Origin of the sequence: Oceanisphaera pacifica, assembly GCF_017498065.1 — a bacterium.
Taxonomy (GTDB): domain Bacteria; phylum Pseudomonadota; class Gammaproteobacteria; order Enterobacterales; family Aeromonadaceae; genus Oceanimonas; species Oceanimonas pacifica.
On record NZ_JAGDFX010000004.1, the window covers coordinates 50000 to 66326 of the forward strand.

The 16327-nt window shown below is 47.3% G+C and carries 16 protein-coding genes and 7 tRNA genes; 2 read left to right on the plus strand and 21 right to left on the minus strand.

Features of this window, described 5'->3' with window-relative positions; all coding sequences use genetic code 11:
• Positions 1 to 17: 17 nt before the first annotated feature.
• Positions 18 to 1109, plus strand: coding sequence for a redox-regulated ATPase YchF (gene ychF, locus J3U76_RS04265; protein ID WP_208004610.1), 1092 nt, complete (start codon positions 18 to 20; stop codon positions 1107 to 1109).
• 149 nt (positions 1110 to 1258) lie between these two features.
• Positions 1259 to 1690 (plus strand): nucleoside-diphosphate kinase, encoded by a 432-nt coding sequence (gene ndk, locus J3U76_RS04270; RefSeq protein ID WP_208004611.1) that lies wholly within the window; start codon positions 1259 to 1261, stop codon positions 1688 to 1690.
• Positions 1691 to 2799: 1109 nt separating this feature from the next.
• Here the strand turns inward: ndk and J3U76_RS04275 are convergent.
• The 21 genes from J3U76_RS04275 to tgt form a co-directional block, all read right to left on the minus strand.
• Positions 2800 to 2874: transfer RNA gene (locus tag J3U76_RS04275), tRNA-Gln, on the minus strand.
• A gap of 39 nt (positions 2875 to 2913) precedes the next feature.
• A tRNA-Leu gene (locus J3U76_RS04280) sits at positions 2914 to 2998 on the minus strand.
• Between the two features lie 7 nt (positions 2999 to 3005).
• Positions 3006 to 3082 (minus strand) — tRNA-Met (locus J3U76_RS04285).
• Between the two features lie 85 nt (positions 3083 to 3167).
• Positions 3168 to 3242, minus strand: a tRNA-Gln gene (locus J3U76_RS04290).
• A gap of 104 nt (positions 3243 to 3346) precedes the next feature.
• A tRNA-Gln gene (locus J3U76_RS04295) sits at positions 3347 to 3421 on the minus strand.
• Between the two features lie 47 nt (positions 3422 to 3468).
• A tRNA-Leu gene (locus J3U76_RS04300) sits at positions 3469 to 3553 on the minus strand.
• 5 nt (positions 3554 to 3558) lie between these two features.
• Positions 3559 to 3635 (minus strand) — tRNA-Met (locus J3U76_RS04305).
• A 766-nt stretch (positions 3636 to 4401) separates the two neighbouring features.
• Positions 4402 to 4605 carry a Fe-S cluster assembly protein IscX gene (gene iscX / locus J3U76_RS04310; RefSeq protein ID WP_208004612.1) on the minus strand — a complete coding sequence of 68 codons (204 nt, stop codon included), beginning with the start codon at positions 4603 to 4605 and terminating at the stop codon, positions 4402 to 4404.
• Positions 4606 to 4619: 14 nt separating this feature from the next.
• Positions 4620 to 4958 carry an ISC system 2Fe-2S type ferredoxin gene (gene fdx / locus J3U76_RS04315; protein WP_208004613.1) on the minus strand — a complete coding sequence of 113 codons (339 nt, stop codon included), beginning with the start codon at positions 4956 to 4958 and terminating at the stop codon, positions 4620 to 4622.
• A gap of 2 nt (positions 4959 to 4960) precedes the next feature.
• Positions 4961 to 6805, minus strand: a complete 1845-nt coding sequence (gene hscA, locus J3U76_RS04320; RefSeq protein WP_208004614.1) for a Fe-S protein assembly chaperone HscA — start codon at positions 6803 to 6805, stop codon at positions 4961 to 4963.
• 5 nt (positions 6806 to 6810) lie between these two features.
• A complete protein-coding gene (gene hscB / locus J3U76_RS04325; protein ID WP_208004615.1) occupies positions 6811 to 7329 on the minus strand; it encodes a co-chaperone HscB in 519 nt (172 codons plus the stop codon).
• A 9-nt stretch (positions 7330 to 7338) separates the two neighbouring features.
• Positions 7339 to 7662, minus strand: coding sequence for an iron-sulfur cluster assembly protein IscA (iscA, locus tag J3U76_RS04330; RefSeq protein ID WP_208004616.1), 324 nt, complete (start codon positions 7660 to 7662; stop codon positions 7339 to 7341).
• Positions 7663 to 7673: 11 nt separating this feature from the next.
• On the minus strand, positions 7674 to 8060 hold the full coding sequence (gene iscU, locus J3U76_RS04335) for a Fe-S cluster assembly scaffold IscU (RefSeq protein ID WP_208004617.1): 387 nt from the start codon (positions 8058 to 8060) through the stop codon (positions 7674 to 7676).
• Between the two features lie 38 nt (positions 8061 to 8098).
• Positions 8099 to 9313 (minus strand): IscS subfamily cysteine desulfurase, encoded by a 1215-nt coding sequence (locus tag J3U76_RS04340; protein WP_208004618.1) that lies wholly within the window; start codon positions 9311 to 9313, stop codon positions 8099 to 8101.
• Positions 9314 to 9406: 93 nt separating this feature from the next.
• The gene (gene iscR, locus J3U76_RS04345) at positions 9407 to 9865 is read right to left on the minus strand and encodes a Fe-S cluster assembly transcriptional regulator IscR (RefSeq protein ID WP_208004619.1); all 459 of its coding nucleotides are present in this window, start codon (positions 9863 to 9865) and stop codon (positions 9407 to 9409) included.
• Positions 9866 to 9943: 78 nt separating this feature from the next.
• Positions 9944 to 10687, minus strand: coding sequence for a tRNA (cytosine(32)/uridine(32)-2'-O)-methyltransferase TrmJ (gene trmJ / locus J3U76_RS04350; protein WP_208004620.1), 744 nt, complete (start codon positions 10685 to 10687; stop codon positions 9944 to 9946).
• 119 nt (positions 10688 to 10806) lie between these two features.
• Complete coding sequence (gene nlpI / locus J3U76_RS04355; protein ID WP_208004621.1) at positions 10807 to 11676, minus strand: lipoprotein NlpI; 870 nt, start codon at positions 11674 to 11676, stop codon at positions 10807 to 10809.
• A 119-nt stretch (positions 11677 to 11795) separates the two neighbouring features.
• Positions 11796 to 12740: a protein translocase subunit SecF gene (secF, locus tag J3U76_RS04360; RefSeq protein WP_208004622.1), complete on the minus strand. Its 945-nt coding sequence runs from the start codon at positions 12738 to 12740 to the stop codon at positions 11796 to 11798.
• Positions 12741 to 12749: 9 nt separating this feature from the next.
• Positions 12750 to 14603 (minus strand): protein translocase subunit SecD, encoded by a 1854-nt coding sequence (secD, locus tag J3U76_RS04365; protein ID WP_208004623.1) that lies wholly within the window; start codon positions 14601 to 14603, stop codon positions 12750 to 12752.
• A gap of 21 nt (positions 14604 to 14624) precedes the next feature.
• A complete protein-coding gene (yajC, locus tag J3U76_RS04370; RefSeq protein ID WP_208004624.1) occupies positions 14625 to 14951 on the minus strand; it encodes a preprotein translocase subunit YajC in 327 nt (108 codons plus the stop codon).
• A 90-nt stretch (positions 14952 to 15041) separates the two neighbouring features.
• A complete protein-coding gene (tgt, locus tag J3U76_RS04375; protein ID WP_208004625.1) occupies positions 15042 to 16190 on the minus strand; it encodes a tRNA guanosine(34) transglycosylase Tgt in 1149 nt (382 codons plus the stop codon).
• Positions 16191 to 16327 lie beyond the last annotated feature (137 nt).

The window sequence follows — 16327 nt, forward strand, 5'->3', positions numbered from 1 at the left end:
CTTTCAGGACACTTATCATGGGTTTTAAATGCGGTATCGTGGGCCTGCCTAACGTAGGCAAATCCACTCTGTTTAACGCACTCACTAAAGCGGGCATTGATGCCGCTAACTTTCCTTTTTGTACCATAGAGCCCAACACAGGCGTGGTGCCGGTTCCTGATAAGCGCCTAGATGCGTTAGCAGAGATCGTTAACCCGCAGCGCGTTTTAACCACCTCAATGGAGTTTGTGGATATTGCCGGCTTAGTGGCTGGGGCCTCTAAAGGCGAAGGATTAGGTAATAAATTTTTAGCCAATATTCGCGAAACCGATGCCATTGGCCATGTGGTGCGCTGCTTTGATAACGATAATATTATTCATGTTGCCAATAAAATATCTCCTAAAGATGATATTGAAGTGATTAATACCGAGTTATCTCTGGCAGATTTAGATACCTGTGAACGCGCCATTCAGCGCAACGCTAAAAAGGCCAAAGGCGGCGATAAAGACGCCAAGTTTGAAGTGACAGTGCTAGAGAAGTTATTGCCAGCCCTAGAAAACGCCCAAGTGTTACGTAGCGTAGAGCTAAGTAAAGAAGAAAAAGCGGCCATTGATTACCTGAACTTCTTAACCATTAAGCCCACCATGTACATTGCCAATGTTAATGATGATGGCTTTGAAGATAACCCTTATCTTGATCAAGTGCGTGAGATTGCCGCTGCTGAAAACGCCATAGTCGTGCCTGTGTGTGCCGCTATGGAGTCAGAAATAGCCGAGCTAGACGCCGAAGAAGCCGCCGAGTTTATGGCCGACTTGGGCATAGAAGAACCCGGTCTTAATCGCGTGATCCGTGCCGGTTACGAGCTATTAAACCTGCAAACCTATTTTACCGCTGGGGTAAAAGAAGTGCGCGCTTGGACTATTCCGGTAGGGGCAACAGCGCCACAAGCGGCAGGTAAAATTCATACCGACTTTGAAAAAGGCTTTATTCGTGCCCAAACCATCGCCTATGAAGACTTTATTGCTTTTAAAGGTGAGCAAGGCGCAAAAGAAGCCGGTAAGCAGCGTGCTGAAGGTAAAGAGTATGTTGTGAAAGACGGTGACGTTTTAAACTTCTTATTTAACGTTTAGCACTATTAGGGCCTGGTTAATGTTAACTGTGCCCTAAGCTCGCATAATCAGATAAAATATTCGGGTAGTGGTGTTAACTTTGGCGATTTTTACGTATAATCGCGCCGTTTTCACCCTGAACTTATTGATTTACATATTAAGGAATCAAGATGGCTATCGAACGCACTTTTTCTATCATCAAGCCTGATGCAGTAGCAAAAAACCTAATCGGCTCTATCTACCAGCGCTTTGAAACTGCTGGTTTAAAAGTTGTTGCCGCTAAAATGGTACAACTGGATCAAGCTAAAGCAGAAGGTTTCTACGCTGAGCACAGCGAGCGTCCTTTCTTTAAAGCTTTGGTTGATTTCATGATCTCTGGCCCTGTTATGGTTCAGGTATTAGAAGGCGAAAACGCTATTCTGCGCCACCGCGAAATCATGGGTGCAACTAACCCAGCTGAAGCGCTAGCCGGTACTTTGCGTGCAGACTACGCAGACAGCATCGACGAAAACGCTGTACACGGTTCAGACGCTGCTGCTTCTGCAGCACGTGAAATCGAGTACTTCTTTAGCAACGAAGAGCTTTGCCCACGTACTCGCTAAGCGATGCGTTAACACCAATACGTTGTTAATAAAAAAAGGAGCTTAGGCTCCTTTTTTTTGTGTCTCGCGTTCCGCTCCCTTTTATAAGCAGCTGTACGCCTTACGCTGACCGCTGTACGAAAAAGCAAAACCGGTGTTTCTTTAACGTAAGGCGGTCAGCGTTAGACGTATAGTCTTGGTTTGGAATGGATTACTGCGCTCGCAATGACCAAAGGGGCGCTCTGACTTTTCGTAGGGGCGAATTTATTCGCACAAAGAAGGCCAGCGCCGAGCACCAAGCTAAAAGAGAAAGCCCCAGCCAATCAGTCTGGGCTGTTTTCTTTGACGTAAGGCGGTCAGCGTAAAACGTACCGCGCTCTTTTGGTCGAATGAATTCGACCCTACACGCGGTTGGATTTTTTAACATAAGGCGGTCAGCGTTAGACGTAGCGCTTTATTTAGCCGTCATTGCGAGGAACGCAGCGACGCGGCAATCCATTTAACAGACAGCAATAAGCTTGAAGCTAGAAGCCGGAAGTAAAACCGAAAATAAAAGTACCGCTGTGTTTTGGCTTAGCTTTCGGCTTCCAGCTTTAAGCTTTCTATACGCTTTACGCTGACCGCGGTACGAAAAAACAAAACCGGTGTTTTCTTTTAACGTAAAGCGGTCAGCGTTAGACGTAGCGCCCTGGTTTGAAATGGATTGCTTCGTACCTCGCAATGACCGGGGTTAAGCTTGGCGCCGGGCGCTTGGCGCTGCTCTTCGCCGTCATTGCGAGGAGTGCAGCGACGCGGCAATCCATCGCACAGACAGCCATACGCTTTACGCCGAGCGCGGTACAAAAACAAAACCGGTGTTTCTTTAACGTAAGGCGGTCAGCGTTAGACGTATCGCTTTGGTTTAGAATGGATTGCCACGCTGCGCTCGCAATGACCGGGGTTAAGCTTGGCGCTCGGTGCTGTTTTAGTCATTGCGAGGAGTGCAGCGACGCGGCAATCCATTCTACAAGGGGCTGGGGATTGGTAAATAGGGATTAGTCACTGATTAACCACCAATCCCTAATCACCAGTCACTGCTTTAATGAAATCCACAAAGCAAAAAGCCAACCTTTCGGTTGGCTTTTTTAATATGGCTGGGGTACCAGGATTCGAACCTGGGAATGACGAGATCAAAACCCGTTGCCTTACCGCTTGGCGATACCCCAATTTTTACTCGACTAAGATAACATTTATTATCTTAAATATGGTGCGGGAGGCGAGACTTGAACTCGCACACCTTGCGGCGCTAGAACCTAAATCTAGTGCGTCTACCAATTTCGCCACTCCCGCTAAAAAGTGGTGGCTATGGCGGGATTCGAACCTGCGACCCCATCATTATGAGTGATGTGCTCTAACCAGCTGAGCTACATAGCCACATATGCAAACCAATTTAATTACATCAGCTTACATTGCAAATTTCTTACTTCTTAGAACTCGCTTTACAGCCAATTCTTTAATATGGCTGGGGTACCAGGATTCGAACCTGGGAATGACGAGATCAAAACCCGTTGCCTTACCGCTTGGCGATACCCCAATTTTCTATGGTTGATACTTATATCATATTATCAACACATTACAAGTGTCATAGAATTTTATGTTACTTGTAATTCTTACAGCTTATTGCTGTAAGCTTTTTTTTGGCTGGGGTACCAGGATTCGAACCTGGGAATGACGAGATCAAAACCCGTTGCCTTACCGCTTGGCGATACCCCAATTGTACTTTACTACTAAGGCAAGCAATAGCTGCATACCTTTAAATGTGGTGCGGGAGGCGAGACTTGAACTCGCACACCTTGCGGCGCTAGAACCTAAATCTAGTGCGTCTACCAATTTCGCCACTCCCGCAGAAATGGTGGCTATGGCGGGATTCGAACCTGCGACCCCATCATTATGAGTGATGTGCTCTAACCAGCTGAGCTACATAGCCACTGTGTCAATAACTGTTAAATACTGCTTTAACCAACGTTTCGCTTTGCTTGCGTTGCGTTACTGAACGGTGCGCATTATGCGCATCAGGCCGAAAATGGTCAACCCCTTTTTTAATAAAAACACACTCTTTTAAGTCGCCTGCTGATAAAGTAGTCGCTTAGGTGGAGAAATGAGCTAAAAGCACCCCTTCGGAGCTGTAAGCCGTCCACAAAATAAAGCTATACACCTAACGCTGTACGCTTTACGTTAAAGAAAACATTGGTTTTGTTTTCGTACCGCGCTCGGCGTAAAGCGTATAGAAAGCCGGAGGCTGAGAGCTGGAAGCTATAAGCTAGACAAAACACTGCAGCATTTTTATTTTTGGTTTTACTTCCGGCTTCTAGCTTCAAGCTTATTACTGTCTGTTATGGATTGCCGCGTCGCTTCGCTCCTCGCAATGACGGCGAAATAAAGCGCTACGCCTAACGCTGTACGCTTTACGTTAAAGAAAACACCGGTTTGTTTTTTGCGTACCGCGCTCAGCGTAAAGCGTATAGAAAGCCGGAGGCTGAGAGCTGGAAGCTATAAGCTAGACAAAACACTGCAGCATTTTTATTTTTGGTTTTACTTCCGGCTTCAAGCTTCAAGCTTATTGCTGCCTGTTATGGATTACCGCGTCGCGGTACTCCTCGCAATGACGGCGAAAAACGCGGTCTCTAAAAAATAACCCCCAAACCTAGGGGTTGGGGGTTATGTAATATTCAACATCGATACGCACTTGTGCTTTAGTCGTCGAATTCGTCCATCCAGATCATGATCACGGCTTCTAGTACCTGCTCGTTGGAGGCATTAGGATCGTCATCGAAGTTTTCTAGTTCGCAAATCCAGCGGTGTAAGTCAGTAAAGCGTACCGTTTTAGGATCGGTATCAGGATAAGCGTCTAGCAAATCCAGTGCGATATCCTGACTGTCTGTCCATCTAAGGCTCATTTGCCCTCTCCTGCCTACTGGCTTTCCGATACCATATTAAGAGTATATTTAGGGATCTCGATAACCAAGTCTTCGTCAACCACTTGTGCTTGGCAGCCAAGGCGTGAGTCTGGCTCTAAGCCCCAGGCTTTATCTAGCATATCGTCTTCTAGCTCGCAGCTTTCTTCCATGGAGTCGAAGCCTTCGCGCACTATTACATGACAGGTAGTGCACGCACAGGACTTCTCACAGGCATGTTCAATGTCGATGCCATTGCGCAAGGCGACATCCAATACGGTTTCACCCTGTTTGGCTTCAATTTCTGCACCTTCTGGGCACAGCTCGGGGTGAGGCAAAAATATAATTTTTGGCATTGTTACACCTTATCTACACGTTGTCCGGCCAAGGCTCGACGAATGGAGGCATCCATGCGTCGCTCTGCAAACTCAGCCGTTTGTTTGTCTGTTTGCTCAATGGCAAGTTTAATGGCGACCACATCGCTACCGGTCACACTTTGTTGTAGCGATTCAACCACAGCCATAATGTCGGCCCGCTCTTTATCATTCAGCAAGGCATCGCCGTCTTGATTGAGTGCCGCTACTATATTTTCGATAACCCGTGCCGCTTCTACTTTTTGCTCGGCCAGCATGCGGGCATCTATGTCTTCTTTAGCATGCTCAAACGACGCTTTTAGCATGGTGGCAATGTCGTTTTCATTTAAGCCGTAAGAGGGTTTAACTTCAATTTCGGCTTGTACGCCCGAGGATTTTTCCATGGCACTGACCGACAATAAACCATCGGCATCTACCTGAAAGGTCACGCGAATATGTGCCGCTCCCGCCGCCATGGGCGGAATGTCGGTGAGGTTAAAACGGGCCAATGAACGGCAATCGTCCACCAGCTCTCGCTCACCTTGCAACACATGAATAGCCATGGCAGTTTGGCCATCTTTAAAGGTGGTAAACTCTTGCGCACGCGCCACCGGAATGGTGGTGTTGCGTGGGATCACTTTTTCAACTAAGCCACCCATGGTTTCTAAACCCAACGACAAGGGCGTAACATCGAGCAATAGCATATCGCTGTCGGGCTTATTACCAATTAGCACATCCGCCTGAATGGCGGCACCAATGGCCACCACTTTGTCGGGGTCTAGGCTGGTTAGGGGCTCGGTAGAAAAGTAATCCCCCACCCGTTGGCGCACTAGCGGCACACGGGTTGAACCGCCGACCATCACCACTTCTTGTACATCATCGGCACTCACACCAGCATCTTTTAATGCGCGACGACAGGCCATAAGCGTTTTATTGATCCAAGGCGTAATAAGCGCATCAAAGTCGGTGCGGCTTAAGCTGCCCTGCCACCCTTGCCATGCCACATCAACGCTATCATTGTCGGTTAAGGCTTGCTTAGCGCTGCAGGCTACATCCAATAAATTACGTTGCTGAGTTGGAGTGAGCTCGGTGACTTGGGCTTGTTGCTGGATCCAATCTGCTACTGCATGGTCAAAGTCATCGCCGCCTAAAGCCGAATCACCGCCGGTGGCTAATACTTCAAATACACCACGATGCAAGCGCAAAATAGAGATATCAAAGGTTCCGCCCCCTAAATCAAACACCGCAATCACCCCCTCTTGCCCCGAATCGAGTCCGTAGGCTATGGCGGCGGCTGTGGGTTCGTTTAATAAGCGCAGTACTTCTAAACCGGCTAATTGGGCGGCGTCTTTGGTGCCTTGGCGCTGGGCATCATCAAAGTAAGCCGGAACGGTAATCACTGCCCCTTGAATGGGATTACCCACACTGCGCTCGGCACGCTCATTTAATTCTTTTAAGATTTCGGCCGATACTTGCACCGGGTTTACCGGCCCTTGGGGCGTGTCTAGCTCTATAATGCCATTGTCGGTATCTCGAAAGGCATAAGGCAGCCGGTGATGCGGGATATCGGCCAAGGCCTTACCCATGAGTCGCTTTACCGAAGAAATAGTATGCTGGGGATCTTGGTCGGCTTCGTGTTTAGCGTCGTGACCCACGCGCAAGCCCTCTGCGGTGTAGTGCACCACTGAGGGTAGTAAATCGCGGTCTTGCTCATCCACTAAGGTTTCGGGCACACCACTGCGTACCAGTGCCACCAAAGAGTTGGTGGTGCCTAAATCAATACCGACTGCCCATTTTTGCTCATGAGGAGCCGCGCTTAAGCCCGGCTCTGATATTTGTAATAATGCCATTAGGGTTAGAATTCCTGCTGCGCATCTTCCAAACGTTCGAGTTCGGTCTGCAGCTTAGTCATGAATTTAAGTTTACGTACCGTATCGGCGGCCTCTTGCAGCAGCTGTGCGCTTAACTGCTGTTCAAGCTCGGCATAATAATCTGCTGTTGCCTGTTGCAGCTGTTGATCAAAGACCATAATAGCGGCAAATACATCCTCTGCATCGCTAATATCGGCTAATTCTTCACGCCACTCCATTTGCTGCATCAAAAATTCAGGATCTTTCAGAGTTTGCTGTTCAGCATGTAGCTCAACGCCTTGTAAAGATAACAGGTATTCGGCGCGACTAAGAGGGTGTTTAAGCGTGGTGAATGCATCATTGATTTGGGCGGCACTTTGTACCGCCTGAAGGCGCTCGCGCTCAGGATGAGCGGCAAACTTATCGGGGTGAAACTGCATTTGCAGTGTTCGGTATGTTTGTGCCAGCGCTTGGCTATCTAATGCAAACGCTGGCGTTAAACCAAACAGCTCGAAGTAGTTCATGCTGCGTCCTTAAACGTTAAAGCTTTCGCCGCAACCACATTCCCCACTGGTATTGGGGTTGTTGAATTTGAAGCCTTCGTTCAAGCCTTCTTTGGCAAAATCGAGTTCGGTACCGTCGAGATATACTAAGCTTTTGCTATCGACGACCACCTTTACCTCGCCATGCTCAAACACTTGGTCGCCTTCTGACAGTTCGTCAACAAACTCAAGTACATAAGCCATGCCTGAGCAACCGGACGTTTTCACGCCCAAGCGCAGACCTAGGCCTTTGCCTCTGCTGTTTAAAAACGTCTGCACCCTGTGTGCAGCTGCATCGGTAATGGTGATCGCCATAGTGTCTCCGTTTACGCTTGTGCTTGCTTTTGCTTGTAATCATCAATGGCTGCTTTAATGGCGTCTTCTGCCAATATAGAGCAATGAATTTTTACCGGAGGCAATGCCAGCTCTTCGGCAATATCGGTGTTGCTGATACTGGCTGCTTCTTCTAAGTTTTTACCCTTTACCCACTCGGTAATCAGCGAGCTAGAGGCAATGGCTGAGCCACAACCATAGGTTTTAAACTTAGCATCTTCAATAATGCCGGCGTCGCTAATTTTTAGCTGTAGTTTCATTACGTCACCACAGGCCGGCGCGCCCACCATACCGGTTGCAACACTGGTATCGTTTTTATCGAAACCGCCCACGTTACGGGGGTTTTCATAGTGATCTATTACTTTTTCGCTGTAAGCCATGATTATTTCCTCACCCTTGCTTCTATGGTGTCAACACCTTAGTGGTGTGCCCATTCAACTTGATCCAAATCTATTCCGTCTTTAAACATTTCCCACAATGGAGACATGTCACGCAGACGATCGATGGCGTCATTAACCAGCTTTATTGTGTAATCAATTTCTGCTTCTGTGGTAAAACGCCCAATGCTAAAGCGAATTGAGCTGTGCGCTAACTCGTCATTAAGACCTAAGGCACGCAATACGTAAGACGGCTCTAGGCTGGCAGAAGTACAGGCGGAGCCTGATGAAACGGCTAAGTCTTTTAATGCCATAATTAAAGACTCACCTTCAACATAGGCAAAACTGATATTAAGAATGCCGGGTACGCGCTGCTCTAAATCACCGTTAACATAAACTTCTTCTATGTCTTTTACGCCATCGTATAGGCGCTGGCGTAGCGCTTCAATGCGCTGGCCTTCGGCGTGCATTTCTTGTTTAGCAATACGAAATGCCTCGCCCATACCAACAATTTGGTGAGTCGCTAAGGTGCCTGAGCGCATGCCACGTTCGTGTCCACCACCGTGCATTTGCGCTTCTAAACGCACACGCGGCTTACGCGATACATACAATACGCCTATGCCTTTAGGACCATAAATTTTATGACCTGATAGCGACAGTAGATCTATTTTCATGTCTTTTACGTCTATGTCGATTTTGCCGGCACTTTGTGCAGCATCAACATGGAACATAATTTTACGGCTACGGCACAGCTCGCCAATGGCTTTAACGTCTTGGATTACGCCAGTTTCGTTATTCACGTGCATGATGCTCACCAAAATGGTGTCTTCACGCAAGGCGTTTTCAATTTGCTCTAGGGTAAACAGACCGTTAGATTGTGGCTCAAGGTAAGTTACTTCATACCCTTCGCGCTCTAACTGACGGCACGGATCCAATACCGCTTTGTGTTCAGTTTTAGAGGTAATAATGTGCTTACCCTTTTTGCCATAGAAATTGGCAATGCCTTTAATAGCCAAGTTATCAGACTCAGTTGCACCTGATGTGAACACAATTTCACGAGGGTCGGCATTAATCAGATCAGCAATTTGATTACGCGCAATATCTACCTGTTCTTCTGCTTGCCAACCAAAACGGTGGGAACGAGAAGCAGGGTTACCGAAAATTCCGTCTGTGGTAAGGCATTGCATCATCTTTTCGGCAACGCGAGTATCTACCGGGCAGGTAGCCGCATAGTCGAGGTAAATGGGCAGTTTCATTATATTCTCCATTACGACGCTGCTCTATTCGGCAGTCTTGTCATCGACATTAAACACATTATATTTATTTACAGACTGTCACTGTTAAGCGCATTAATCTAGCGTTAACAAGCTGACATGACTATCTTGTTGCTCGGCCGTTTGACGGGCACTTTGCTGGCTTACCAGCTCAGCTAAGCTAATACCTTCCAGAAAATCACTGATGCGATCACTTAATGCACACCATAGTGAATGGGTTAGGCACTGATTACCACTCTGACAGTCCCCTTTGCCTTGGCACTTAGTGGCATCTACGGACTCGTCTACGGCCCAAATAATGGCACCAACAGAAATATCTGCTTGCTCTAATCCCAATCGATAACCACCACCTGGTCCACGTACACTGCTTACTAATCCATGCTTACGCAAACGGGCAAACAATTGTTCGAGGTAAGACAGAGAAATTCCCTGTCGTTCAGAGATGTGGGCAAGAGATACAGGTGCGGTATCGCCGTATAAGGCGACGTCTAACATAGCCGTTACTGCATAGCGCCCTTTTGATGTCAATCTCATGTTATTAGCCTCTTACTGATATGCAGCAAGATTGCCATACCCGAGTAATTTAGTCAAGTATTAACCTGACTAAAACACTCAACTACTTCCTTTGCCTTTTTTACGCCCAGGATTTTGGATTGAGGTAAGAATGCCGCGCAAGATATTTAACTCGTGATCTTCTGGTCGTGCCCGATTAAACAAGCGCCGTAGCTTGGTCATCACTTGCCCTGGATGGGGCTTAATTATAAAACCGGTCTCTAATAAGGTGTCTTCTAAATGACCGTAAAAGCGCTCTAAATCTTGTGATAAAGGGTAGGTTTGCTCTGCCTCTGCAACATCGGCTTGAGTTTGGCTATTTAACCAAGCCATACGGGTTTCATAGCTAATTGTTTGTACTGCCATGGCCAAATTAAGCGAGCTGTAGTCAGGATTAGCCGGAATGGCAACATGAAAGTGACACTGATGCAGCTCGTCGTTACTTAAGCCGGTGCGTTCACGGCCAAATACCAGTGCCACCTTATGTTGTGGCGCCTCAGCTATGGCTTTTTCGCCGGCTTCTCGGGCATCCAGCATGGGCCAAGACAAAGTACGAGAGCGGGCACTGGTGCCGATCACTAGCCCGCAGTCAGCCACCGCCTCGGCTAAGGTAGCCACGGTATGGGACTGTTCTAAAATATCTTTGGCGCCAGCAGATAGGGCTTGTGCTTGCTCATCAATCGGCGTGACTGGGTCAACCAGCCATAAGTCACTTAACCCCATGGTTTTCATGGCGCGAGCCGCCGAGCCTATATTGCCGGTGTGAGAGGTATTTACTAATACGATTTTTATGTGTTCAAGCATTACAAGAGTCCAAGGGTGCTTAGCCGTAAATTCTATCACAGACAAATAGCACTCGTCTTCAAAGCTCGAAGTCAAAAGCCGGAAGCCGGAAGCCGGAGGTCACTTCGAGCTTCCAGCTTTTAGTTGTCGTTAGCTTGTTCCATTAAATCTAGCTCAAGCAAGGAGTAGCGGTGTTCGACAAAGTCGTAGACATTGGTAGATAAGGACAATTTAAAATAGACTTCGGCTTTATCAATATCACCTGCTTGCTGAGCGCGTTTTCCTAAATAAAAATAAGCCTCACATAATCGCTCTGCTAATTGTTGATTATTACTACTCTCTTCGGCAATGCGATTTAATAATTGTTCTTCACTTTTGTTACCTAAGTAAACATGAACAATATCCCATGCCCATTCATTAGTGCCGTAGTTTTGTTGGAATTGTTGCAGCATCATATTAGCCAAAGAGGGATCTAAACGCTCCAACGCCAAGTGCCAAAGTAATAACCGATAAGGATCATCAGGCTGGGCATCAAGAAAAATCTTAAGATCTTGCGCAGCTAATCGAGGTCGCCCACCGTAATACAAGGCAATGCCGCGATTAAGGTTGGCATATTCATAATCAGGATCTAGTTCTAATGCCGAATCAAAGGCTTCATAGGCTTCACTAAATTCTTGGTTTTGCGTGAAGTAAACGCCATTTAGATTATAGGCATCAGCAAAGTCAGGCTTTTCTCGCAATGCTCGATTAAAGTCTAATCGCGCCATGGCGCGTAAACCAACGCGATCAAAAATAACACCACGCTGAAAAAGTAATTCAGCACGCTGCTCTGAGGTTAACCCAGGAGAACTTAACATTTGCCCAATACGGGCTAGGCCTAATTCGTTTTCATAGGATACTTGCATAGGTACAGGCAACACCAAAGTAGCAGGAACTACCGGTGATGAGCTGCAGCCAATTAATAAGCAGCCAAGAAATACTAAAGGGCCGAGCAATAATCGTTGGTTCAAGACGGCTCCGAACTTATTTTATTATGAATTCATCTTATGCAGCTGCGCAGCATTTGTCATTAGACAAATGCATTATGATAGAAAAAGGGTCCCGTAGGACCCTTTTATTTACGCTAATATTAAACCAATGGTTCTTGGTCTGCGCCTTCTTTTTCTATTTGTGGCGGTAGCATATGTTCGCGCTTTACCCCCAACATCATTGCCCAAGCACTGGCAATATAAATAGAAGAATAGGTACCAAATGCAATGCCTAACAATAAGGCGGTGGCAAAACCGTGGATTAACGCGCCGCCTTTCCAGAACAAGGCAACCACCACCACTAATGTAGTAATGGATGTGATCAAAGTACGGCTTAGGGTATCGGTAATGGCCTCATTAAATACCTGTGCTGTGGTATCTTCGCGAACACGACGAAAGCTTTCTCGCACTCGGTCAAACACCACTATGGTATCGTTAAGTGAGTACCCCACGACTGTGAGTAAGGCGGCCACTATGGTTAAGTCGACTTCTATTTGGCTCCATGAGAATACCCCTAAGGTAATAATCACATCGTGCGCCAAAGAAATCACTGCCCCTGAAGCCAGTCGCCACTCAAAGCGTACCCCCACATAAAGCATGATACACAAGAGCGCGACCAAAATGGCTAGGCCACCTTGTTCGGCCAGCTCTTTACCAATGGCCGGCCCCACAAACTCTAATCGCTTCATTACCACATTAGGCTGTACTTGCTCCATGGCGGCCAGTACGGCTTCACCTTGTTGCTGTACGTCTACCCCGGCTTGAGGCGTTAAGCGTATTAGCACATCGCGACTGCTACCAAAGTTTTGTACTGTGGCATTGCTTAGGCCAGCTTGCTCTAAGCTAGTGCGTACTTTGTCCAAGTCAACCGATTGCTCAAAGGCCACTTCCACCACTGTACCACCGGTGAAATCTAGCCCCCAGTTCAGCCCTTTGGTGAATAGGGTGGCAAAGCACAATACAATAAGCACTGCTGAAAAGGCGCTAGCCAGTTTTGAGTAGTGCATAAAGCGAATGGGCGCTCGGGTTTTGAGGATCTCAAACATTTTCTTTCCTCATATCGATAATTTGCTGAGACGCTTACCGCCCCAGAGCAAGTTAACCAGCGCTCGGGTTCCCACAATCGCGGTAAACATGGACGCCAAAATGCCGATAATCAGTGTCACGGCGAAGCCCTTAATGGGGCCAGTACCAATGGCAAACAAAATAATGGCAGTGATAAGGGTAGTAATATTAGAGTCGGCAATGGTGCCTAACGCTTTATCGTACCCCACATGAATGGCCTGTTGAATGCTGCGGCCATCGCGTATTTCTTCGCGTATACGCTCAAAAATAAGCACGTTGGCATCCACCGACATCCCTATGGTTAACACAATACCGGCAATACCGGGCAGCGTCATAGTGGCACCGGGTACCATAGACATCACACCAATAATAATGACCAAGTTAGCCAATAAAGCGGCATTGGCCACCAAGCCAAACTTACGATAATAAATCGCCATAAACACCACCACCGCAATCATGCCAAAGACCATGGCCATCATGCCGTTTTCGATGTTTTGCTTACCCAAGCTTGGACCTATGGTGCGCTCTTCTACTATTTGAATGGGGGCGATTAAGGCACCCGCACGCAACAGTAAAGACAGATTTTGTGCTTCTGCCATAGAATCGATACCGGTAATACGAAAGCTTCTACCCAGTCGCGACTGAATAGTGGCAATGTTGATCACTTCTTGGTGCTTGTTGAATTGGCGTGAGCCATCTTCATTGATCTTGTCGCCGGTTTTATACTCGGTAAACACAGTCGCCATAGGGCGGCCTACGTTATCTTTAGTAAAATCGGCCATGCGGCTACCGCCAGGGGCATCTAGGCTAATGTTGACCTGAGGACGGCTAAATTCATCCATGCTCGAGCTGGCATCAACAATATGCTCACCGGTTAAAATAACACGCTTATGCAGCACCACAGGACGGCCATTACGATCTTTTAGCAATTCGCTATTAGGCGGCACGCGCCCAGCGTTGGCGGCAGCAGTGTCGGCCTTTTCGTCCACTAAACGAAACTCTAAGGTGGCGGTTGCGCCTAAGATTTCTTTCGCACGAGCTGTGTCTTGAATACCGGGCAACTGTACCACTATACGCTCGGCACCTTGGCGCTGTACTAACGGCTCGGCAACCCCAAGTTCATTGACTCGGTTACGAATAATCGTAATGTTTTGCTGTAGTGCGTATTCTTTGACTTCTTTAAGGCGCTGCTCACTCATTTGAGCAAATACGCCAAAATTATCGCCGCTATCACGCTCAGCAAACACGAGATCAGGATAACGCCCCTGCAAAAAGCTTAGCGCTTGATCCCGAGTTTTAGCGTCACGGAACACGGCTAAGGTGCCCTCGTCTTTGCTTAATACCCCAGAGTAGCGCAAACGCTGTTCACGTAGATCGGTACGAAAATCTTGTATTCTTTGCTCTTGAACACGATTAATGGCTTCATCCATGTCCACTTCCATTAAGAAGTGCACACCGCCTCGTAAATCAAGACCGAGCTTAAGTGGGCCTGCGCCTAAGGCTTCTAACCAAGCAGGCGTGGCAGGCGCTAAGTTAAGGGCACTAATGTAATTATCGCCAAGCTCTGCGGCTACTAGCTCTTTTCCTTTAAGCTGATCATCTGTGTTGCGAAAGCGCACTAACAACTGATCGTCTTCTAGCGCGGCACTTTTAATATCAATGCCGGCGGCTTGTAAGGTCGCTTGGGTTTTAGCTAGCTCAGAAGCCGTCACTTGACTGCCTCGGGTACCGGACACCTGCAACGCAGGGTCTTCACCAAATAAATTGGGTGCTGCATATAGAAAACTGATGGTGATCACAGCGATCACCATCAAGTATTTCCACAGCGGATATCGATTTAACACGCTGTGCTCCTTGGCAAGGAATTAAAGGGACTGAATAGAACCCTTAGGAAGGACGGCTGAAATAAAGTCCTTTTTAATGGTCACTTGGCTTTGCTCGCTTAAGCTCAGCAGCACGTAATCGTTGTCTTCGGTAATTTTAGCAATTTTACCCACTAAGCCACCGTTGGTGAGCACTTCATCGCCCTTGCTTAAAGACGCCATTAGGTTTTTATGCTCTTTCACTCGCTTTGACTGAGGGCGGAAAATCATAAAATAGAAGATCAAACCAAATACCGCCAACATGATGATCATTTCCATACCACCACCTGCAGCGCCGCCTTGAGCATGAGCGTTAGAGATAAAGTTCATAAATTTTAGTTCCTTATTGATGATTAACGTGTTTATAAATCGCGATTAACAGGGAAAGCCATCGCCGTCCCTTTTTTATGGGTCTGTTACCTATTCTTGTTCGCCGGCGTCGCCAGTCTGCCCAAGAGGAGGCACAGCTTTACCTTGACGCTGATAAAACTCAGCAACAAAGTCGTCTAATTTACCTTGCTCGATAGCCTGACGTAAACCTTCCATTACGCGTTGGTAGTGACGTAAGTTGTGAATGGTGTTTAAACGCGAGCCTAATATCTCATTACACTTATCTAAATGATGTAAATAAGAGCGAGAATAATTCTTACAGGTGTAGCAATCGCATTCGCTATCTAATGGCCCGGTATCGGTTTTATGCTTAGCGTTACGAATTTTAACCACGCCGTCTGTGGTAAATAAATGGCCGTTACGCGCATTACGTGTGGGCATAACACAATCAAACATATCAATGCCGCGGCGCACACCTTCTACTAAATCTTCAGGCTTACCCACCCCCATTAAATAACGGGGTTTATCGGCCGGAATTTGCGGACAAATATGCTCCAGTATGCGGTGCATTTCGGGCTTAGGTTCACCCACAGCTAAACCACCCACGGCATAGCCATCGAAGCCCACATCTAACAGGCCCGCTAAAGAGACGTCGCGTAAGTCTTCATGCATACCACCTTGTATAATGCCAAATAGAGCATTTTTATTGCCTTGTTTATCAAAGTGATCGCGAGAGCGTTTCGCCCAGCGCAATGACATTTCCATGGATTTTTTCGCTTCTTCCCAAGTGGCAGGAAACGGCGTACATTCATCCATGATCATCACTATATCAGAGCCCAAGTCGTATTGAATTTCCATCGACACTTCTGGGGACAAGAAAATTTTATCGCCGTTTACGGGATTGCGAAAATACACGCCCTCTTCGGTAATTTGGCGAATATCGCCCAAGCTAAAAACCTGAAAACCACCGGAGTCGGTTAAAATTGGGCCTTGCCAGTTCATAAAGTCGTGCAAATCGCCGTGTAGTTTCATCACCTCTTGTCCAGGGCGTACCCACAGATGAAAAGTGTTGCCCAGCAAAATTTGGGCACCGGTATCTGCCACTTCTTCTGGGGTCATGCCTTTTACCGTGCCGTAGGTGCCGACCGGCATAAAGGCTGGGGTATCAACCACGCCACGATCAAACGTTAGGCGGCCACGACGGGCTAAGCCATCGGTTGTGTGTAAATCAAATTTCATGTGTTACCTCTTCTGGCCAGAGAAACAGTCTGACCTTGTTTAAAAACAGCTGTATGCCTTACGTTTTACGCTTTACGTGAAACATAAATACCCGCCCTTGTAGTCCAACGCTTTAGCTGTTGGTCCTGTTTAGCAGG